We start from the raw sequence: 16,305 nt of genomic DNA on the forward strand, positions 1-16,305 counted from the left end.
ATCAGTGGTTTTGGACCTAAGACAAGGCCGGAGCCAAAACTGTTTCGATAGCGGGAAGGACGGCGGCGGCAATGCTGCCGGAACTGGCGGAACATGCAAAAGGCAGTCAAAAAATATCTCGATGCCGCCGATCGCGAGCAGCAGATTCTCGACTTTGCGATCACCTACGTCGCGCAGCGTGGCCTGAGCTTCACAACGCGGGAACTGGCCGATGCGCTCGGCGTGTCGCAGCCGCTTCTGTACAGGTATTTCAAGAACCGCGATGAACTTCTGAGGAAGATCTACGACGAGGTGTATCTAAAGCGTTGGGATCCGAACTGGAATGCCCAGCTTTCCGACCGCACCATTCCGATACGCACACGCCTGATCCGCTACCTGAAGGCCTATACGGAAGCCATCCTGGACGAGCGGTGGATCCGCATTTTCATCGCATCCGCGCTTGAAGACCCCCAGATCAGCAAGCGATATCTCGGGCTCCTTCATGAAACGACGTTTCCCCTGATCTACAGGGAGATCGCCGCGGAAGCGGGCGTCACGCCGCCGACAGGCGAGGCTGCCGACGAGCTCGCATTGGAGATCGTCTGGGGGTTTCACTCAAGTTTCTTCTATTTCGGCGTTCGGAAATACATCTACCGCAACAAGATCCCCGAAAATCTTGATCCCGTCATCGAGGCGCGCGTCGATGTCTTCGTCACGGGACTTTCCGAAAGCATGAGCCGCATGGGCACGTATATTTCGGCGATGGAGGGCTCGAAATGAACAGTATCCAGGACCTCCGCGTTTTTTCCGAGATCGTCAAATCCAACAGCTTCTCGATGGCGGCCACAAAGCTCGGTCTTTCGCCAGCGACGATGAGCGGGCGCCTGAAGGCGCTCGAGGACCATTTCGGCGTGGCGCTGCTGAAGCGGACGACCCGTTCTTTGAGCCTGACGGAGGAGGGGAAGTATCTATTCGAGACGTCGAAGGCGATCATCGATGATTTCGAAAAACTGGACAAGACGATGCGTGCCCGCAAGGGGTGCGCATTCGGCACGGTGACGATCGCAGCGCCGGCAGACTTCGGACGCAAATATCTGGTTCCGCTGACGAACGAGTTCGGCAAAGACCACCCGGAGGTGGGCTTTCGCTTGATCTTCGGAGCTGATGACGTGAACCTCGTCGAGAACGAGTGCGATATGGCGATCCGGTTCGGCGCTGTGCCGGACAGTGCGCTGACCACCCGAAAACTCGGTGCAAATCCGATCGTGACGTGCGCGTCGCCGGCCTATCTCGACCGGTTCGGCGTTCCGGAGGCGCCGAATGACCTTGCGAACCATAACTGTCTTATCTATCTCGACGGCAAACTTCCCAACGACAAATGGTCGTTCGCAGCCGACGGGGAGCAGAGTATCGTTCGGGTCAGCGGCAACCGCCTTGTGTCCGACTGGACGGCGCTTATCGATCTCGCGCAGTCCGGGCAGGGTATCATCCACGCGTCGTCATGGGATGTCTGTCACGCGCTCGAGGCGGGCACGCTGGTGCCGGTCCTGCTGGATTTCCAGGAAGAGCCCGCCATCATCCATCTGTTGTCCGAGCAGAGGCACAGGCTGCCGCTCAGAACAGTGGAGTTCATTGATTTTCTCATTCGGCGGGTCAAGCGCATGAGCCGCAGCGTGGAACTCAGCCTGCGGCCCCCTCTCGAGCTCTGCGGCGCCGCCTAGCAGAAAATTGTTTCAGTCGAATGTCTTCAACCGGCAGCCTCGCGGCTTTGCCGAACGATCAAACGTGGAGTTTCGAATGGATTATGGCCTGAAAGACAAACACATCCTCGTCACGGGCGGTGCGACCGGCATCGGACTTGCCATCGCAAAAGCCTTCGCCGATGAGCATGCGGACGTCACGGTAAGCGGTCTGAGCGATGCGGAGGTGGAAGGTGCATGCGCGGCGATCGGACCGCAGTGCCGCGGCCGGCCGGGAGATCTGACCGCCGAGGGTGAGGCGCAGGCTCTCTACCAGCTCGCCATCAGTCGCAAGCCGGTGGATATCCTCGTCAACAGCGTCGGCATCTTCGAGGTCAGGGACTTCTTCGAGACGACGGACGAGCACTGGTTTCGCTATTTCGATGTCAACGTCATGACCGGCGTGCGGATGGCGCGCCTTGCGCTAAAGGACATGCTGGCACGCGGCGAAGGCAGCGTTGTCTTCGTCGGCAGTGAAAGCGGCGTGAAGCCGCAGGCCTGGATGCCGCATTATGGCGCGATGAAGACTTGTATTCTCGGCGTGTCGAGGGCCCTGGCCGAACTGACCAAAGGCACCCGCGTCCGCGTGAATACCATTCTACCCGGTCCGACCGACACGGATGCCGTCAAGCGATACCACGAAGAGATCGCAAAGGAACGCGGCGTGACCCGCGCGGATGTGGTCGCCAAATATTTCGATGACACGGAACCGACCTCCCTGATCCGCAGGATGATCGAGCCCCTGGAGATCGCCCGAAGCGTCGTCCATCTGGCGTCATCGCCTCATCTCAACGGCATGGCGATGCGGGCCGAAGGCGGCACGATCCGGTCAATTCTTTAGGCGCGCGATGCGGACTCAAATCTTCTTCAGCATTGCTGAAGAGTGAATTCGACAGCAGGCCCTCAATGTAAATAAGAATTCGCGCTATCAAGGACTTACGCGAATTTCGGGAGGAGCTTCGTGAGCCATTTCGACCTCACTGACAAAAAGGCGTTCGTCACCGGCGCCGGCAGCGGCCTCGGCCAGGCGATCGCCATCGCCTACGCCCAGGCGGGCGCCGATGTTGCGTGCCTGGATCTTGGTTCCAGCAAGGGTCTAGACGAGACGGTCCGGTTGATCGGCGCCCTGGGGCGCACAGCAATCGCTCTTGAGGGCGACGTGACCGATCCTGACTCCGTCGATCGTGCTTTTGCCAAGGCGGAGAACGCTTTGGGGCCTGTCGACATCGCAGCCAACAGTGCAGGCGTCGTCGACGTCTCCCCTGCCGAGCGTTTGCCCCGGGCGCAATATCTGCGGCTGATGGAGATCAACTTGAACGGACTGTTCTGGTCCTGTCAGGCGGAGGGTCGGCGAATGCTGCAGCGCGGTCGTGGTTCCATCCTCAACATGGCGTCGATCTGTGGCTCGACGGCCATCACCGGTCTTGAGCAAGCTCATTACGATGCGAGCAAGGCCGGCGTCATCCGCCTCACCAAGAGCCTGGCGGCCGAGTGGGCCTCAAGGGGCGTGCGGGTCAATTGCCTGAGCCCGGGCTTTATGGCGACGCCAATGAACAGCCGTGCGGAGGTCGCGGAGCATGTCCGCCGGTTCGCATCGATGACGCCGATGCAGCGCATGGGCCAGCCCCACGAGATCGGCGGCCCGGCGGTTTTCCTGGCAAGCGCGGCAGCAAGCTACTGCACCGGCGTCGATCTCAACGTCGATGGCGGCTTTCTATCAATCTGAACAACAAAGGAGGAGAGAGACTATGTTTGGGATTTCAAAACTGACTGGCGCGGTGTTCGTGTCGCTCATGGCGGGTACGGCGTTCGCACAACCGCTGAAGATCGGCTGGATCCAGGGCAATGCTGCATTCCAGGCCGAACAGCGCACACAGGACGGGTTCAAGAAGTATCTGGCCGACAACAGTATTTCCGACTGGGAAGTTACCTTCCTCGATTCCGCCGGAGCGGCCGAGAAGGTTGCCAACAATATCGACGACGCGGTCAATCGTGGCGTTGACGTGATCTACATCACTTATGCCGACCTGCGCGCCTCCAGCAATGCGCTGAAGAGCGCCGAGGCGGCCAAGATCCCGGTCTACACGGTAGACTCCGGCTGGATCCCCGGATCTACAGCCGACATTACCACCAACAACTGGCAGATGTCGGCCGAGGTTTCGCTCAGCCTCATCAGCCAGATGAAGGGCAAGGGCAACCTGATCATCATCACCACCGACAAGATCAAGCCGGTGCGGGAGCGCACGGATACGCTGAGAGCGATCCTGAAGGAATATCCCGAGGTCAAGATCATCGGCGAATACAACTTCGACGTTGCCAATTTCTACCAGGAAACGCTTAACGCAGTGCAGGATTTTGCAACGCGTTACGGCAGCGACATCAACGCCGTGTGGACACCGTGGGATGAGCCTGCCCAGGCCGCCATTACCGCACTTCAGGGCGCTGGCCTCAACGTGCCGGTGTCCGGAATGGACGGTCACCCTGAGGCGATCAAGGCCGTATGCGCAAAGGACTCCATGTTCGTCGCCACAGGCCGCCAGCAGTTCGAGGAATGGGGTGCGAAGCTGGCCGAATATGCCAAGCGCGCAAAGGTCGACGGCGAGGATCCGAAGTCGGTCACGAACGGCAAGGACATCGTCTACTACGGCGCCACGCTGTTTACCAAGGACAACTGCCAGTAACTCCTCCCAGGCGGGCGGCTGCGCCGCCTGCCGAACCCTATAGGTGCATGATGGCAATCGCGCTGGAAAACATCTCTAAGCAATGGCCGGGCACGCTTGCGCTCGACAACGTCTCGATCGAGATCCGGGAAGGGCGCGTGCACGGCGTTGTCGGCGAAAATGGCGCCGGCAAATCCACCCTTATGGGCGTTCTGAGCGGCGCCGTCATGCCGACGAACGGCACGCTGCGCATGGCAGGCCACGCGATCGCTTTCGAAAATCCGGCCGCGGCGGTGGCGACCGGTGTCTCGCTTGTTTCGCAGGAAGGCAATCTGGTGCCCCATCTGACGGGCGCGGAAAACATCTGCCTCGGCTTCGAACCCGCCAAGGGCGGCTTCTTTATCAATCGGGGGCAGGTTGTGCGACAGGCCGAAGAACTGGCGCGGCAATGGTTTCCCGACACGCCCATACAGCTGAACCGCCGTGTCGACGAGCTGCCCTATGCCGATCAGAAGGTCGTGGAAATCCTGCGGGCGCTGCATTCGCGTCCCAAGGTCCTTATCCTCGACGAGCCGACGGCAACCCTGCCGGCCAAGGAAAAACAGAGCCTGTGGAACCTGATCCACACGCTCTCCCAGACCGGGATGTCCGTCGTCCTGATCAGCCACTTCCTGCAGGAGGTCATTGATCTCTCGGATGAGATCACCGTGCTGCAGGATGGACGCAAGGTCAGCCATCTCGTCAAGAGCGAGGGCGAGATCACGGAACGGCAGCTGATCGACCTCATGCTGAACCGGGCCCAGAGGGGCGAGACCAATTATCATTTCGATACAACGGCGATGGAGAACCGGGAAAAGGATCTCGGAGAAACCGTCGTGAACGTAAAGGACTGGGCGGGAGATCATTTTTCCGTTTCGCAGATCTCGGTCCGGCGTGGCGAGATCCTCGGCTTGATCGGCCTGACTGGCTCTGGCCATTTCGAGTTCGCCCAATCGCTGTTCGAGCCGTCGAAGGCAGCGTCCGGCCACTACGAGTTCATCGGTCGGAATGTCGGCCGGGCAACCGTGCGCGACATGAAGCGCGCTGGTGCCGCCCTCGTGCCGGACCACCGGATGATCAATGCAATGGTGTCCGACTGGACCGTGCGGGAAAACATGTCCATGGCGGGCGTGCGCGAAACAAGCATCAAGCCCTTCGGCCTTATCCAGCGACGGCGGGAAAACGACGAAGCACTCCGTCTGATCAAGCGTCTCAACATCAAGACGTCTTCCGCCGAAGCCAAGATCGTCGAGCTCAGCGGCGGCAACAAGCAGAAGGTCTCGGTGGCGAAATGGCTGTTCGCCGCCGAGGAACGGTATTCGCTCTTCGTCTTTCTCGAACCCACCGAAGGCGTGGATGTCGGGGCAAAGCGCGAGATTCACGAACTCATCAAGAAACTGGCCGATCAGGGTGCTGCCGTGGTGCTTGCATCCAGCGACCTTCTCGAGGTCGCCTATGTGGCCGATCGCGTCGTGCCGTTCCGGCAGGGCCGCAACAGCGACGAGATCGAACGCAAGGATTTCAATGAAGCGGCCTTCATCAATGCAATTGCGGGAGTGACACAATGACCATCATAGCAACGTCCGAACGAGACATTGTCGTCAGAAAGATCAGCGTCGGCATGCTGGCGCAGAAATATAGCACGCTGGTGGTGCTCGTCGTCCTGTTCATCGGCTTTTCGGTCGCCACCGACCGGTTTTTCACGAGCACGAACCTCGTCAATATCCTCCAACAGATATCCATGCTGACCATCGTCGCGGTCGGCCTGACATTCGGTTTTGCGGCCAAGGAAATGGACCTTTCCGTCGGCTACGTGGTCGGTTTGGCAGGCCTGTTGTGTCCGCTTCTCATGGTCGGTGGAACGCCGATACCGCTTGCGATCCTTGCGGCACTGGGCGCCGGTCTTGCCGTCGGGCTGATCAATTCCGCACTCGTGGTGGGAATCGGCGTTCCCTCGCTGATCGCAACGCTCGCAGCCGGATCGATCCTCTGGGGCATCAATTTCATCATCTCCGGCGGACGCGCGATCTATGGCGGGATTCCCGACGGTTACCTCATATTGGGGCAGGGAAAAATCGGGGCGTTCTTTCCCTATCCGGCGCTGATCATGCTTCTCGTCGTCGGGGTGTCCTGGTTCGTTATGGAGCGCACGACGTTCGGGCGCTACCTTTATGCCGTCGGAGGCAATGCTCGCGCGGCGGAATTGTCCGGAATCAACGTAAAATCCTATCGGGTTTACGGCCTGGCGCTGAGTTCGTTCTTCGCGGCGATCTCCGGCATCATCCTGTCGGCGCGTCTCGGATCGGGCCAGCCAAATGGTGGCGAGACCTATCTTCTTGACGGCCTGGCCGCAGTCTTCATTGGCATGACGATGCTTCGCCCCGGCACAGCCACCGTCATGGGGACGTTCTTCGGCGCTCTGCTTATCGGGATCATGAACAACGGCCTGAACCTGATAGGCATGGACACGTACATCCAAAGCATCGTCAAAGGGGTGATCATCGTCATTGCTGTCTCGGTCGTGTCCCGATCGACGAAATTGAGGCTCCTCTGAAATGGGCACGGGCCGATGTGAATGCTGCCTACCATCCTGGAGTGGTCGCGCTTGACTGTTCCCTACGCCTTTGTTGCATTCTGCCTGTCACGCGACAGGAGAGCGCACAGGAGGACTCTGCAATGGATCTGAAATTGACGGACAAGGTCGTGATCGTCACGGGCGCGAGTTCGGGCATAGGGTTTGAAACGACAAAAAGCTTCCTGTCGGAGGGAGCGCTTGTCGTCGGCGTCAGCCGCGACATGCAGCCACTTGCCGCGGTGGCCGATCCCGGCCGCTGCGCCACGATCGAGCTGGATCTTGCCGTCCGGGGTTCAGAGGCGGCCGTTGCCGGCCTTGCATTGGAACGTTTCGGCCGGATCGACATCCTGTTCAACAATGCCGGGATCTGCCCGACCCGGACAGGATTCCTCGACGTGAGCGACGACGATTGGGACCAGACGCTCAATCTCAATCTCGGCGGTTATATCCGCATGTCGCGTGCGGTATTGCCGGCCATGTTGCGGCAGGGAAAGGGCGTGATCGTTCATTGCGGCTCCGAAGCCGGACGCATGCCGCATCCGCTGCTGCCGGACTACAGCACGTCTAAGGCCGCCATAACCATGCTTTCAAAGGCGTTGGCCCGTGAGTTCACGTCGCAAGGCATTCGATCCAACGTTGTCGCGCCGGCGCATATTCGCACCGAGCTTTGGGACCGGCCCGGCGGCTTTCTGCATGCGCTCGCGGAGCGCTACGGGACGTTGCCTGACGATGCCGTCAAGGCCTTTCTGAAAGATGCGCGGATACCCGCGGGACGACTTGGGACGGTGGCGGACGTGGCCTCCGCAGTCCTGTACCTCGCGTCGGAGCTTTCTGATTTCATCAGTGGCGACGTCATCAACGTCGATGGCGGCGTGCTGCCCACCACATGAGACTAACTCGATAGGAAAACGTCATGTCGGATTTGGCAAACGATCAGCACATCAGCGAACTGCGACAAGAACTCGCTGAAGCTCAAACGAACGGATACGTTGGGCAGGTACTGGCAACCGAGACGAATGAAGTCCGCATCTGGAAGATATTGCTTAAGCCAGGCGAGCGCATCGGATACCACCGACACCAGCTAAACTACTTCTGGGTCGCGGTGAGTTCCGGCAAATCGAGGTCTCGGCTGTCTACAGGCGAAACGGTGGAGACAGAGTATACGCCGGGCGATTGCAGATATTTCAGCTTTGGCGCCGGCCAGCATATGACACATGACCTCACCAACATCGGCGATACCGATTTGCTTTTTACAACCGTCGAGTTGAAGAGATCGGCCAATCCGCCGTTGGCTTTGTAGGGAAGACGTCTATTTCGGTCCGATTCCACTTGTTGGTTGAAAAGTGGAGCGAACCTCTGGCGCTGGGCCGACGAGGCGTTCCAAATTAAGCCGCTTGCCAGGCAAGTTGGATTTCAAATTCTTCAGGTGATCGGGAGTCAAGCGCCGAACCTAGCCGCGTCGCGTAGTAGATTCATCGATGAACTGGCCACCCAAAACTGCGTGGTGTTCAAATGGCCATTGGCTGGCCATCTGAACAAGCCAAGCGCCGCACCTATTGTTTGCGCTCTCTTATTTTTGGCAGGTTGCTCAAGAGAGATCCGCACGCCTTGCGAATGTGGCTAACCAGCAGCTCCGTCGCCAGCGCCACATTTCGCTCTCGACAAGCAGCAAGTATCTGCCGGTGCTCTCGATCATCCACACCTGTGCCACCCGACAAGGTCAACTGAATGCGAAGATAACGTTCTATCCGATCGTTGACGGACCGGATGAGATTGAGCAGGAAGGGCTTGTCGGCATCCTCATAGAGACACGAGTGAAACTGCCAGTTCAATTCAGCCCAGCGAGCAACGTCGGTCTCACGCGCGAATGCATCGCAATATTCTTCGGCTCGCTGAAACGTACGGTCGGTCATGCGCGGTATCGACAGTCGTAGAGCATTGGCCTCCAACATGCCTCTGACTTCAAAAATTTCCGCGATCTCAGGATCGGTAATGCTCGTTACGACGGCCCCGCGATTTCGTTGAAACTCAACGAGACCTTCGGCTTCCAGGCGCTTTAGGGCTTCCCGGACAGGAATTTTGCTGACGTCAAAAAGCTTGGCTATATCATCCTGACGGATGGGCTCGTCTTCATCCAGGACGCCGGTGACAATCGCCTCGCGGATATATTTTGCGATGATATCAGAGGTCGGTGGCGTGTTGCCAAGGGATGGCAAATTCTGGGCTTTTAGCGGCAATGTTCACTCCATAATCGGCAGTCGCCCGACGCGTAAGGCGCATCGAATAACGTAGCATATATACGATCTCACTTCATGTGTCTTGACTCATAATCGTATACGATATTCTATATAGGCGATACGAAGCGGATTGCGAGCGATGAACGGGCAAAAAATACCTGCACTGGTTGGATATGTTGAGCCTCTGAGTGCCGCACCGGGTGGCAGCTTGCATTTCAAGATCTCATCGCGAGGCGATCGCCCCGTCACCGGGCGGGCTCTTCGACTGATCTGCTGTGATCCCAACCCAGACGGCCCCGGCATAAAGACCGAGGAGGCCGACTTCGGTCTCGCCGACCAATATCCCGCGATGGAGCAACAGGCCTATCTTGGCTCATGCGCATTCGGCCCTATTCCGGTTTTGAGCGATTATGCCGCGGTCAAGGTCGATCTGATGGTGATGCCGACTTTGCATTCCGATTCCGCTCAGACGCTTTTCTCATTGCAGAATGCCGATGGGACCGCAGGCGTGGCATTGGTCGTCCGTGACAACAAGCTGTTCCTCCAGCAGTTGGGCACGGAGCACTCCTATGAGGTGGGCGCCGGGTTGGACAAGGATTGTTGGTCCCGTCTCGAGGTCGCTTTCGATCTGGGCGGCGTCTCAGTGGTAGTCTCGCGGGAACCACAAAGAGCGGCCGACGACAAGAATGGCGTCAACCTTTCGCATATCACGAGCCGCGTGCTGGCCGGAGCCGATCATATCTGCTTCGCCGGCTTGTGGCGGGGGCACCCTGAACAGGCCTTCAATGGCGCGATCGAAAATCCATCGCTGAGTGTAACGCGTGTGGAGGCAGCAGCATCGGAGCAGGTGCCGGCGTGGGAGGTCATAGCCAACTGGAATTTCGGTGGAGACGCCCGTGAAACCTGGGTGGCAGACGAGAGGGAGAAGGAGCGGCGACTTTCATTGATAAACATGCCGACCCGCGCCGTCAGGTCGTCGGCATGGTCCGGTCGAAATATGGATTGGAAACAGGCGCCGCTCGAATACGCAGCGATCGCCTTTCATTCCGACGATCTCAGTGATTGCGGCTGGCAGACGACGATCCAAATTGATGTGCCTGAGGACACGCGCTCAGGGGTCTACGGACTTGAGATAGATAACGGCGTCAGCAAGGATACGATCCCGTTCTATGTCATCCCCGGGGAAAGAACAGACCGACAGAAGATCGTATTCCTGGCCCCGACGTTCACCTACATGGCCTACGCGAACTTCGCTCGAGGCAACTTTGCCGGCGAACTCGCGGAAAGAGTGGCCGCCTGGAATGCTTATCCGCACAATCCCGATGAGGTAGGTACCTACGGATATTCCACCTACAGCCGACATCCCGACGGCTCCGGCATAACCTTGTCGTCACGTCTGCGTCCCATCCTGACCATGCGCCCGCACTATCTCGTCTACTTCGATCCGAAGGGATCTGGCATGCGGCATTTTCCAGCGGACTCGCATCTGACAGATTGGCTTGAGGAAAAGGGCTTCGCCTTCGATGTGATCACGGATGAGGATCTCGATCGGGACGGTTTGGCCGCCCTGTCACCCTACGATGTCGTCCTGACAGGGACGCATCCCGAGTATCACACCCGGCGCACTGTCGAGGCCCTCATCGCTTATCGGGAATCCGGGGGTAACCTCATGTATCTTGGCGGCAATGGCTTCTATTGGAAGATCGGCCGTCACAGTGACATGCCTCACTTGATCGAGGTTCGACGTGCCGAAGGCGGAATGCGGGTGTGGGCAAGCCAGCCAGGGGAATATTACCATCAGCTCGACGGCGAGTATGGTGGCTTGTGGCGCCGCAATGGAATTCCTCCTCAGAAAGTTGCGGGCGTCGGGTTTACGGCCGAAGGAGGATTCGAAGGCTCTTATTACCTTCGGACTTCTGCCTCTTACCGGGACGACCTCGCATTTCTTTTCGAAGGCATATCGCCTGATGAACGTATCGGCGACTTCGGATTGTCCGGAGGCGGAGCGGCCGGCTTCGAGATCGATCAGGCAGCGGCCGACCTCGGCACGCCAGATTTTGCGACGATTGTCGCTTTTTCCGAAGGCCACGGGACGTCGTTCCACACAACGTTTGAGGAACTTCTGCTGCCGGGCGTATTCGACGGAACACCGCGAGAGCACGGCGGCATAAGCGCCAACCTCGTCTACGGACAGTCTGAAACGGGCGGCGGTCTCTTTGCCGTCGGCTCGATCACATTTTGCGGGAGCCTTTCGCACAACAACTACAACAACAATGTCTCGCGCCTCCTCGAGAATTGCCTGCGGAAGTTCCTGGCCGATGACTGAGAAGAATAATTCCCAAGACGCACGCATCACCTTTCAGGAGCTGAAATCGCTCCTGAAGGCGATTTTCGTCAACAATCGCACCTCATCAGAGACAGCAGATATTCTGGCGGAGAACTGCGCCGCATGCGAACGAGACGGTGTGCTCAGCCATGGCATTTTCCGCGTGCCTGGCTATGTCGATTCACTCAGATCGGGTTGGGTGAATGGCCTGACGGTCCCCGATGTGGCGCGTCTGGGGCCGTCGTTCATTCGGATCGATGCGCGCAACGGCTTTGCCCAGAGGGCGCTTGCCTCTGCGGACCCGCTGATCCGACGCACCGTTCGCGAGGCTGGCATAGCCATTGTTGCTACCCGCAATTCTCATCATTTCAGTGCGTTGTGGCCGGATGTCGAGCCTTTTGCCTTGGCCGGGTACATGGCTATCACCGCGGTGAACGGACTTGCGAACGTGGTTCCTCATGGTGGTCGGCAGGCTGTTTACGGGACCAACCCCATTGCTTTTGCCGTGCCGGTTTACAATGCCCAGCCGCTGGTCATCGACCAGGCCACCAGCGTGATGGCGAATGGCGAGGTCCGTCTGCATGCTCTCGCCAACAATCCCGTTCCGGATGGGACAGGCGTTGACCGTGACGGCAACCCCACGACGGACCCTCACGCGATTTTAGCGGGTGGGGCACTGAACACTTTCGGTGGTTACAAGGGCTCGTCTATCGCTCTGTTTGTCGAGATTCTTGCGGGAGCGGTCACGGGCGGGCAATTCTCGTTCGAAAATGACTTCACCGGCTTTCCCGGAGCGCAGACACCAAAGGCGGGGCAACTCCTGATCGTGATCGACCCCAATTGGGGCGGTTCGACGAATTTTGAATCTCGTCTGGCGCTTCTCTGCGCTCAGCTGGCCGACGCTGGTCAGGATCGGTTGCCCGGTGCACGACGGTTCACGAACCGTGCAGCCGCCGAGCAATTCGGCATCCCGATCGCAATGGATGAACTTCAGCGGCTTCGGACGCTGGCGAGCAAAGGCTAGTGAAATCCTAAGACCGTTTACTCAAATATGAAGGTTGCGACATGACGCTTGATAAAAACAGACTTGAACTGCGGCGGGGCCTGACCCCAGTGCAGGTGGACCAACTGGTGGACCTCTTTCAGCAGGAGTGGTGGACCAAGGGCCGCCAGAAAGCGGATGTCGAAAGGCTGATGTCGTACGCCGGGCCGATCTTCGCTTTCATCGATCCGCTGAACGGGGAACTGGTCGCCTTCGCGCGCGCCATGACGGACGGCGTCTACAAAGCCATGATCTTCGATATCATCGTCAAGGATACGTGGCGGAACACGGGGCTTGGTCGGCTCCTGATGGACACCGTCATGACGGATCCAGTCCTCTCGGAAGTCAAGCATCGCGAACTCTATTGCCTCGAGGAAATGGTGCCCTTTTACGAAAAATGGGGCTTCACGGCCAATTTGCCCGGCCTCTTCTTCATGCGCCAGTCGTCCTGAGATGAGGCGATCTAGACTCGATAGAGGCACGGGACGTTGAGGCGACCAATGACTACCGATCATACTGTTCTTGAAGCCGATTATGCCGTGATCGGTCTTGGAGTGATGGGCGCATCCGCGCTTTATTTTCTGTCTCGTTCTGGTGGGAAAGTCGTTGGTATCGACAAATACAGTCCTCCACACCGCCATGGGGCGAGCCATGGCGGCTATAAAGTGACAAGAGAGGCTGTCGCCGAAGGTCCCGCCTACCTTCATTTTGTCCGGCGCTCGAATGCGCTCGTGCGTGACCTCAAGCGCCACTACAACGTCAATCTGATGCAGCGTACTGGAACGCTAATCATCGGATCAGAGGCCGCAACCAGCTCCAACAGTTTTCTGCACGATACCGTTCAGATCGCTCAAGCCAATGAGATTGAGCACAAGACCTTCTCCTCCAAGGACTTGAAGAAGCTCTATCCACAGCTCACAGGCGTGGCCAACGAAGACGCAGGTTACTTTGAGCCGAATGCCGGCTTCATCCGTCCTGAGCCATTGCTGAACCTGCAAATCGCGCTTGCCAAGCAAGCCGGCGCCGAGATTTTAGAGAATACGGCGGTCACTCGGATAACACCGATCGCCGGCGGCGTAGAAATAGAGGCCGACGGATTGCGGATCCGCGCACGACAGGTCGTCCTCGCTGCTGGCAGGTGGGCGGACCATCTCCTTGGCGGTGGGTTTGCAAATCTACTGTCCGTCACCCCGCAAAGAACGTTCACGTTCAAAGCACTCGACACTGCCGCCTATCAACCGAGCAGGTTTCCGACCTTGATGTGGTTCCGCGAGAGCGTTAGCGGCGAATGCGCGACTGTCTTTCCGCTCGACGGATCGGAGAATGGGGTGAAGTTTTTCGTGGCTGACACGGAGAGGGATCAGCGCATCGGCATGTCTGGCGACCAATTTTACCAGCATCACGTCCAACCGTTCTTCGGGGGCATTTCATCAGCATTGCTGGCATCGGAAACGTGCTTCTACACATCGACACCAGATCATGGATTTGTGCTGGATTGGCATCCGGATATTCCGGGTCTGTTTTTGGTGTCGGCCTGTTCGGGGCATGGTTTCAAGCACGCGTTGGGGATCGGGGAGACCGTAGCTGCCTTGCTTGCCGGAAAGGCGGTTCATGATCTATCGGCGTTCAGCCTGGAAAGATTTTCCGCCAGCCTGCCACGCCGGTAAGCGCGCTCCACGAAAGGGGAGAAACCATCTTGACTCGCGATAGATATCGTATACGATATTCGAAATACCAAAACTGATAAACGGTAAATTGGCCGTTAACGAGAGGGAGCAACATGAAATTCGATCGGTTCTTGACCACAGTCGAGCTGCACACTTGCGGCGAAACCTTCCGCCTGGTCACCCAGGGGCTGCCCAAAATTCCGGGCAAGACCATTATCGAACGTATCGCCTGGCTCGAACAGAACGCCGATCATTATCGTCGGGCAGTGCTTCTGGAGCCCCGCGGCCATAAGGATCTCTATGGTGGATATCTGACCGAACCGGTCAGTCCCGAAGCCGACTTCGGCGTGATCTTTCTCAACAACATGGGATATAGCCCGCACTGCGGTCACGGCGTCATTGCCTTGGCGACCGCCGCTGTAGAAATGGGCTGGATTGATCGGAAAGCGCCGGAAACGAAGGTTGGCATCGATGTGCCTTGTGGCTTTATCGAGGCCTATGTCCAATGGGACGGTGAACGTGTCGGCTCGGTTCGGTTCGTCAACGTACCCTCATTCATTTTCAGCCGTGACGTGACCGTTCAGACGCCGACCTTCGGTGAGGTGACGGGCGATGTCGCCTACGGCGGCGCCACATATTTCTACGTCGATGCCAGGAAGTTCGGCGTGGAAATCCGGGAGCACGACGCTCAGCGCGTCATGCAGCTTGGATACGAGATCAAGGCCGCCGTTAACGCCAAGATGCCGTTTGTGCATCCGGAAATCCCGGAGTTCAACGACGTGTACGGAGTGATGGTCTATGGCGATCCCCGGCACGAGGGGTCCACGCAGGCCAATTGCTGCGTCTATGGCGACCGAGCCGTTGATCGCTCGCCCACCGGCACTGGTACGGCCGGCCGAACTGCGCAGCTCTATCTTCGGGGTGAAATGGCCTCCTCCGACACGCTCGTCAATGAATCGATCATCGGCACGATTTTCAAAGGACGCGTGATTTCCGAAACGAAGGTCGGGGAACTTGATGCGGTCATCACGGAAGTGGAAGGCAGTGCGCATATTTGCGGCTTTGCTAACTGGGTGATCGACGAAGCCGATCCGCTCAAGTTCGGTTTTCGGGTGATCTGATGACGATCCAACGGTTCGATGCGACATCCACGGAGACCCTGCTTCCCTTCAAAATGCTTGTCGGGGAGCTGGAGAAAGCCGTGGCGGAATATGCTGCCGGTAAGATCGCCAGTCCGGAGCGGTTGGTCGTCCCTCTGGCGGCTGGCGGTGTCATGCTCTCCATGCCCGCCGGCGCTCAAGACATTGCAACCCACAAGTTGGTCAATGTGTGCCCTTCGAATTTCTCCCGCAATCTGGCGACGATCAACGGAGAAGTCGTGGCCTATGACGCTGTCACCGGCGTCTCTCTGTTCGCCCTCGACGGCCCGACTGTCACGGGTCGGCGGACGGCGGCGGTAACGCTGTTGGCGATCAGCCGACTTCGGAAAACACCGCCGAAGGCTATCGCGATCATTGGCACTGGCAAGCAGGCGTCGACCCATGCGCAGGCGCTCTCATCCTTCTATCCCGGTGTCGACCTTGTCGTCGCCGGAATTTCCGAACAGGAGGAGGAGCAGTTTTGCGCCAGGCATTCTTCCTGCACCGTCAAGCCTTTTGCGGACCGCGATTGGTCACGTATTGACGTTGTCGTTACGCTGACCACAAGCAAGACGCCGGTTTATGCAGAAGCGGCAGTGCAGGATCGGCTTATTGTGGGAGTAGGGGCGTTTACGCCGGACGCGGCCGAAGTGGGCAGGGAGACGATATTGGCTAGTACCGTTCTCGTCGACGATCCCGCCGGCGCGCGCCATGAGGCTGGTGATCTCATTCAGGCCGGCGTCGATTGGTCTGGCGTGATCTCCCTCGGCGAGGTGCTCCAGGGCACGGCAAATGTTGCAGGGCCAGTGTTCTTCAAGAGCGTCGGTTGCGCAGCCTGGGATCTCGCGGCCTGCCGAGTGGCGCGTGAGATGATTGCGGAGGGCACGACAGGTTAACGCCTG

16 protein-coding genes are annotated in these 16,305 nt (G+C 58.5%); 15 read left to right on the forward strand and 1 reads right to left on the reverse strand.

From position 1 onward, the window contains the following. The first annotated feature begins 93 nt into the window (after positions 1 to 93). From WI754_RS22540 to WI754_RS22580, 9 genes are all read left to right on the forward strand, one after another. The gene (locus WI754_RS22540; RefSeq protein ID WP_341487527.1) at positions 94 to 759 is read left to right on the forward strand and encodes a TetR/AcrR family transcriptional regulator; all 666 of its coding nucleotides are present in this window, start codon (positions 94 to 96) and stop codon (positions 757 to 759) included. Continuing rightward, a complete protein-coding gene (locus tag WI754_RS22545; protein ID WP_341487528.1) occupies positions 756 to 1,700 on the forward strand; it encodes a LysR family transcriptional regulator in 945 nt (314 codons plus the stop codon). Before WI754_RS22540 ends, WI754_RS22545 begins: the two co-directional genes overlap by 4 nt. Positions 1,701 to 1,776: 76 nt before the next feature. Then, on the forward strand, positions 1,777 to 2,559 hold the full coding sequence (locus WI754_RS22550) for an SDR family oxidoreductase (protein ID WP_341487529.1): 783 nt from the start codon (positions 1,777 to 1,779) through the stop codon (positions 2,557 to 2,559). Between the two features lie 120 nt (positions 2,560 to 2,679). Next, positions 2,680 to 3,444: an SDR family oxidoreductase gene (locus WI754_RS22555; RefSeq protein ID WP_341487530.1), complete on the forward strand. Its 765-nt coding sequence runs from the start codon at positions 2,680 to 2,682 to the stop codon at positions 3,442 to 3,444. A 22-nt stretch (positions 3,445 to 3,466) separates the two neighbouring features. Beyond that, positions 3,467 to 4,399, forward strand: coding sequence for a sugar ABC transporter substrate-binding protein (locus WI754_RS22560; RefSeq protein WP_341487531.1), 933 nt, complete (start codon positions 3,467 to 3,469; stop codon positions 4,397 to 4,399). A gap of 50 nt (positions 4,400 to 4,449) precedes the next feature. Then, a complete protein-coding gene (locus WI754_RS22565) occupies positions 4,450 to 5,985 on the forward strand; it encodes a sugar ABC transporter ATP-binding protein (RefSeq protein WP_341487532.1) in 1,536 nt (511 codons plus the stop codon). Then, the gene (locus WI754_RS22570) at positions 5,982 to 6,971 is read left to right on the forward strand and encodes an ABC transporter permease (RefSeq protein ID WP_341487533.1); all 990 of its coding nucleotides are present in this window, start codon (positions 5,982 to 5,984) and stop codon (positions 6,969 to 6,971) included. Before WI754_RS22565 ends, WI754_RS22570 begins: the two co-directional genes overlap by 4 nt. Before the next feature lie 122 nt (positions 6,972 to 7,093). Next, entirely contained in the window at positions 7,094 to 7,882 is a 789-nt protein-coding gene (locus WI754_RS22575) for an SDR family oxidoreductase (protein WP_341487534.1), read from the forward strand. 23 nt (positions 7,883 to 7,905) lie between these two features. Continuing rightward, positions 7,906 to 8,292 (forward strand): hypothetical protein, encoded by a 387-nt coding sequence (locus tag WI754_RS22580; RefSeq protein WP_341487535.1) that lies wholly within the window; start codon positions 7,906 to 7,908, stop codon positions 8,290 to 8,292. Between the two features lie 253 nt (positions 8,293 to 8,545). Here the strand turns inward: WI754_RS22580 and WI754_RS22585 are convergent, their stop codons facing one another. Beyond that, positions 8,546 to 9,229, reverse strand: coding sequence for a GntR family transcriptional regulator (locus WI754_RS22585; protein WP_341487536.1), 684 nt, complete (start codon positions 9,227 to 9,229; stop codon positions 8,546 to 8,548). A 139-nt stretch (positions 9,230 to 9,368) separates the two neighbouring features. On the opposite strand from WI754_RS22585, the gene WI754_RS22590 reads away from it, so the two are divergent. The 6 genes from WI754_RS22590 to lhpI all read left to right on the forward strand — a co-directional run bounded on the left by WI754_RS22590 (position 9,369) and on the right by lhpI (position 16,299). Next, positions 9,369 to 11,555: a N,N-dimethylformamidase beta subunit family domain-containing protein gene (locus WI754_RS22590; protein WP_341487537.1), complete on the forward strand. Its 2,187-nt coding sequence runs from the start codon at positions 9,369 to 9,371 to the stop codon at positions 11,553 to 11,555. Beyond that, positions 11,548 to 12,579, forward strand: coding sequence for an Ldh family oxidoreductase (locus WI754_RS22595; protein WP_341487538.1), 1,032 nt, complete (start codon positions 11,548 to 11,550; stop codon positions 12,577 to 12,579). Before WI754_RS22590 ends, WI754_RS22595 begins: the two co-directional genes overlap by 8 nt. Positions 12,580 to 12,620: 41 nt before the next feature. Next, positions 12,621 to 13,049, forward strand: a complete 429-nt coding sequence (locus WI754_RS22600) for a GNAT family N-acetyltransferase (protein WP_341487539.1) — start codon at positions 12,621 to 12,623, stop codon at positions 13,047 to 13,049. 48 nt (positions 13,050 to 13,097) lie between these two features. Beyond that, positions 13,098 to 14,264, forward strand: coding sequence for an N-methyl-L-tryptophan oxidase (gene solA, locus WI754_RS22605; protein ID WP_341487540.1), 1,167 nt, complete (start codon positions 13,098 to 13,100; stop codon positions 14,262 to 14,264). Positions 14,265 to 14,377: 113 nt separating this feature from the next. Further along, the gene (lhpH, locus tag WI754_RS22610) at positions 14,378 to 15,385 is read left to right on the forward strand and encodes a trans-3-hydroxy-L-proline dehydratase (RefSeq protein ID WP_341487541.1); all 1,008 of its coding nucleotides are present in this window, start codon (positions 14,378 to 14,380) and stop codon (positions 15,383 to 15,385) included. Continuing rightward, positions 15,385 to 16,299: a bifunctional Delta(1)-pyrroline-2-carboxylate/Delta(1)-piperideine-2-carboxylate reductase gene (lhpI, locus tag WI754_RS22615; RefSeq protein ID WP_341487542.1), complete on the forward strand. Its 915-nt coding sequence runs from the start codon at positions 15,385 to 15,387 to the stop codon at positions 16,297 to 16,299. Before lhpH ends, lhpI begins: the two co-directional genes overlap by 1 nt. The last annotated feature ends 6 nt before the right edge of the window (positions 16,300 to 16,305 follow it).

The sequence above is a fragment of the Pararhizobium sp. A13 genome, from assembly GCF_040126305.1.
In the GTDB taxonomy this organism is placed as follows: domain Bacteria; phylum Pseudomonadota; class Alphaproteobacteria; order Rhizobiales; family Rhizobiaceae; genus Pararhizobium.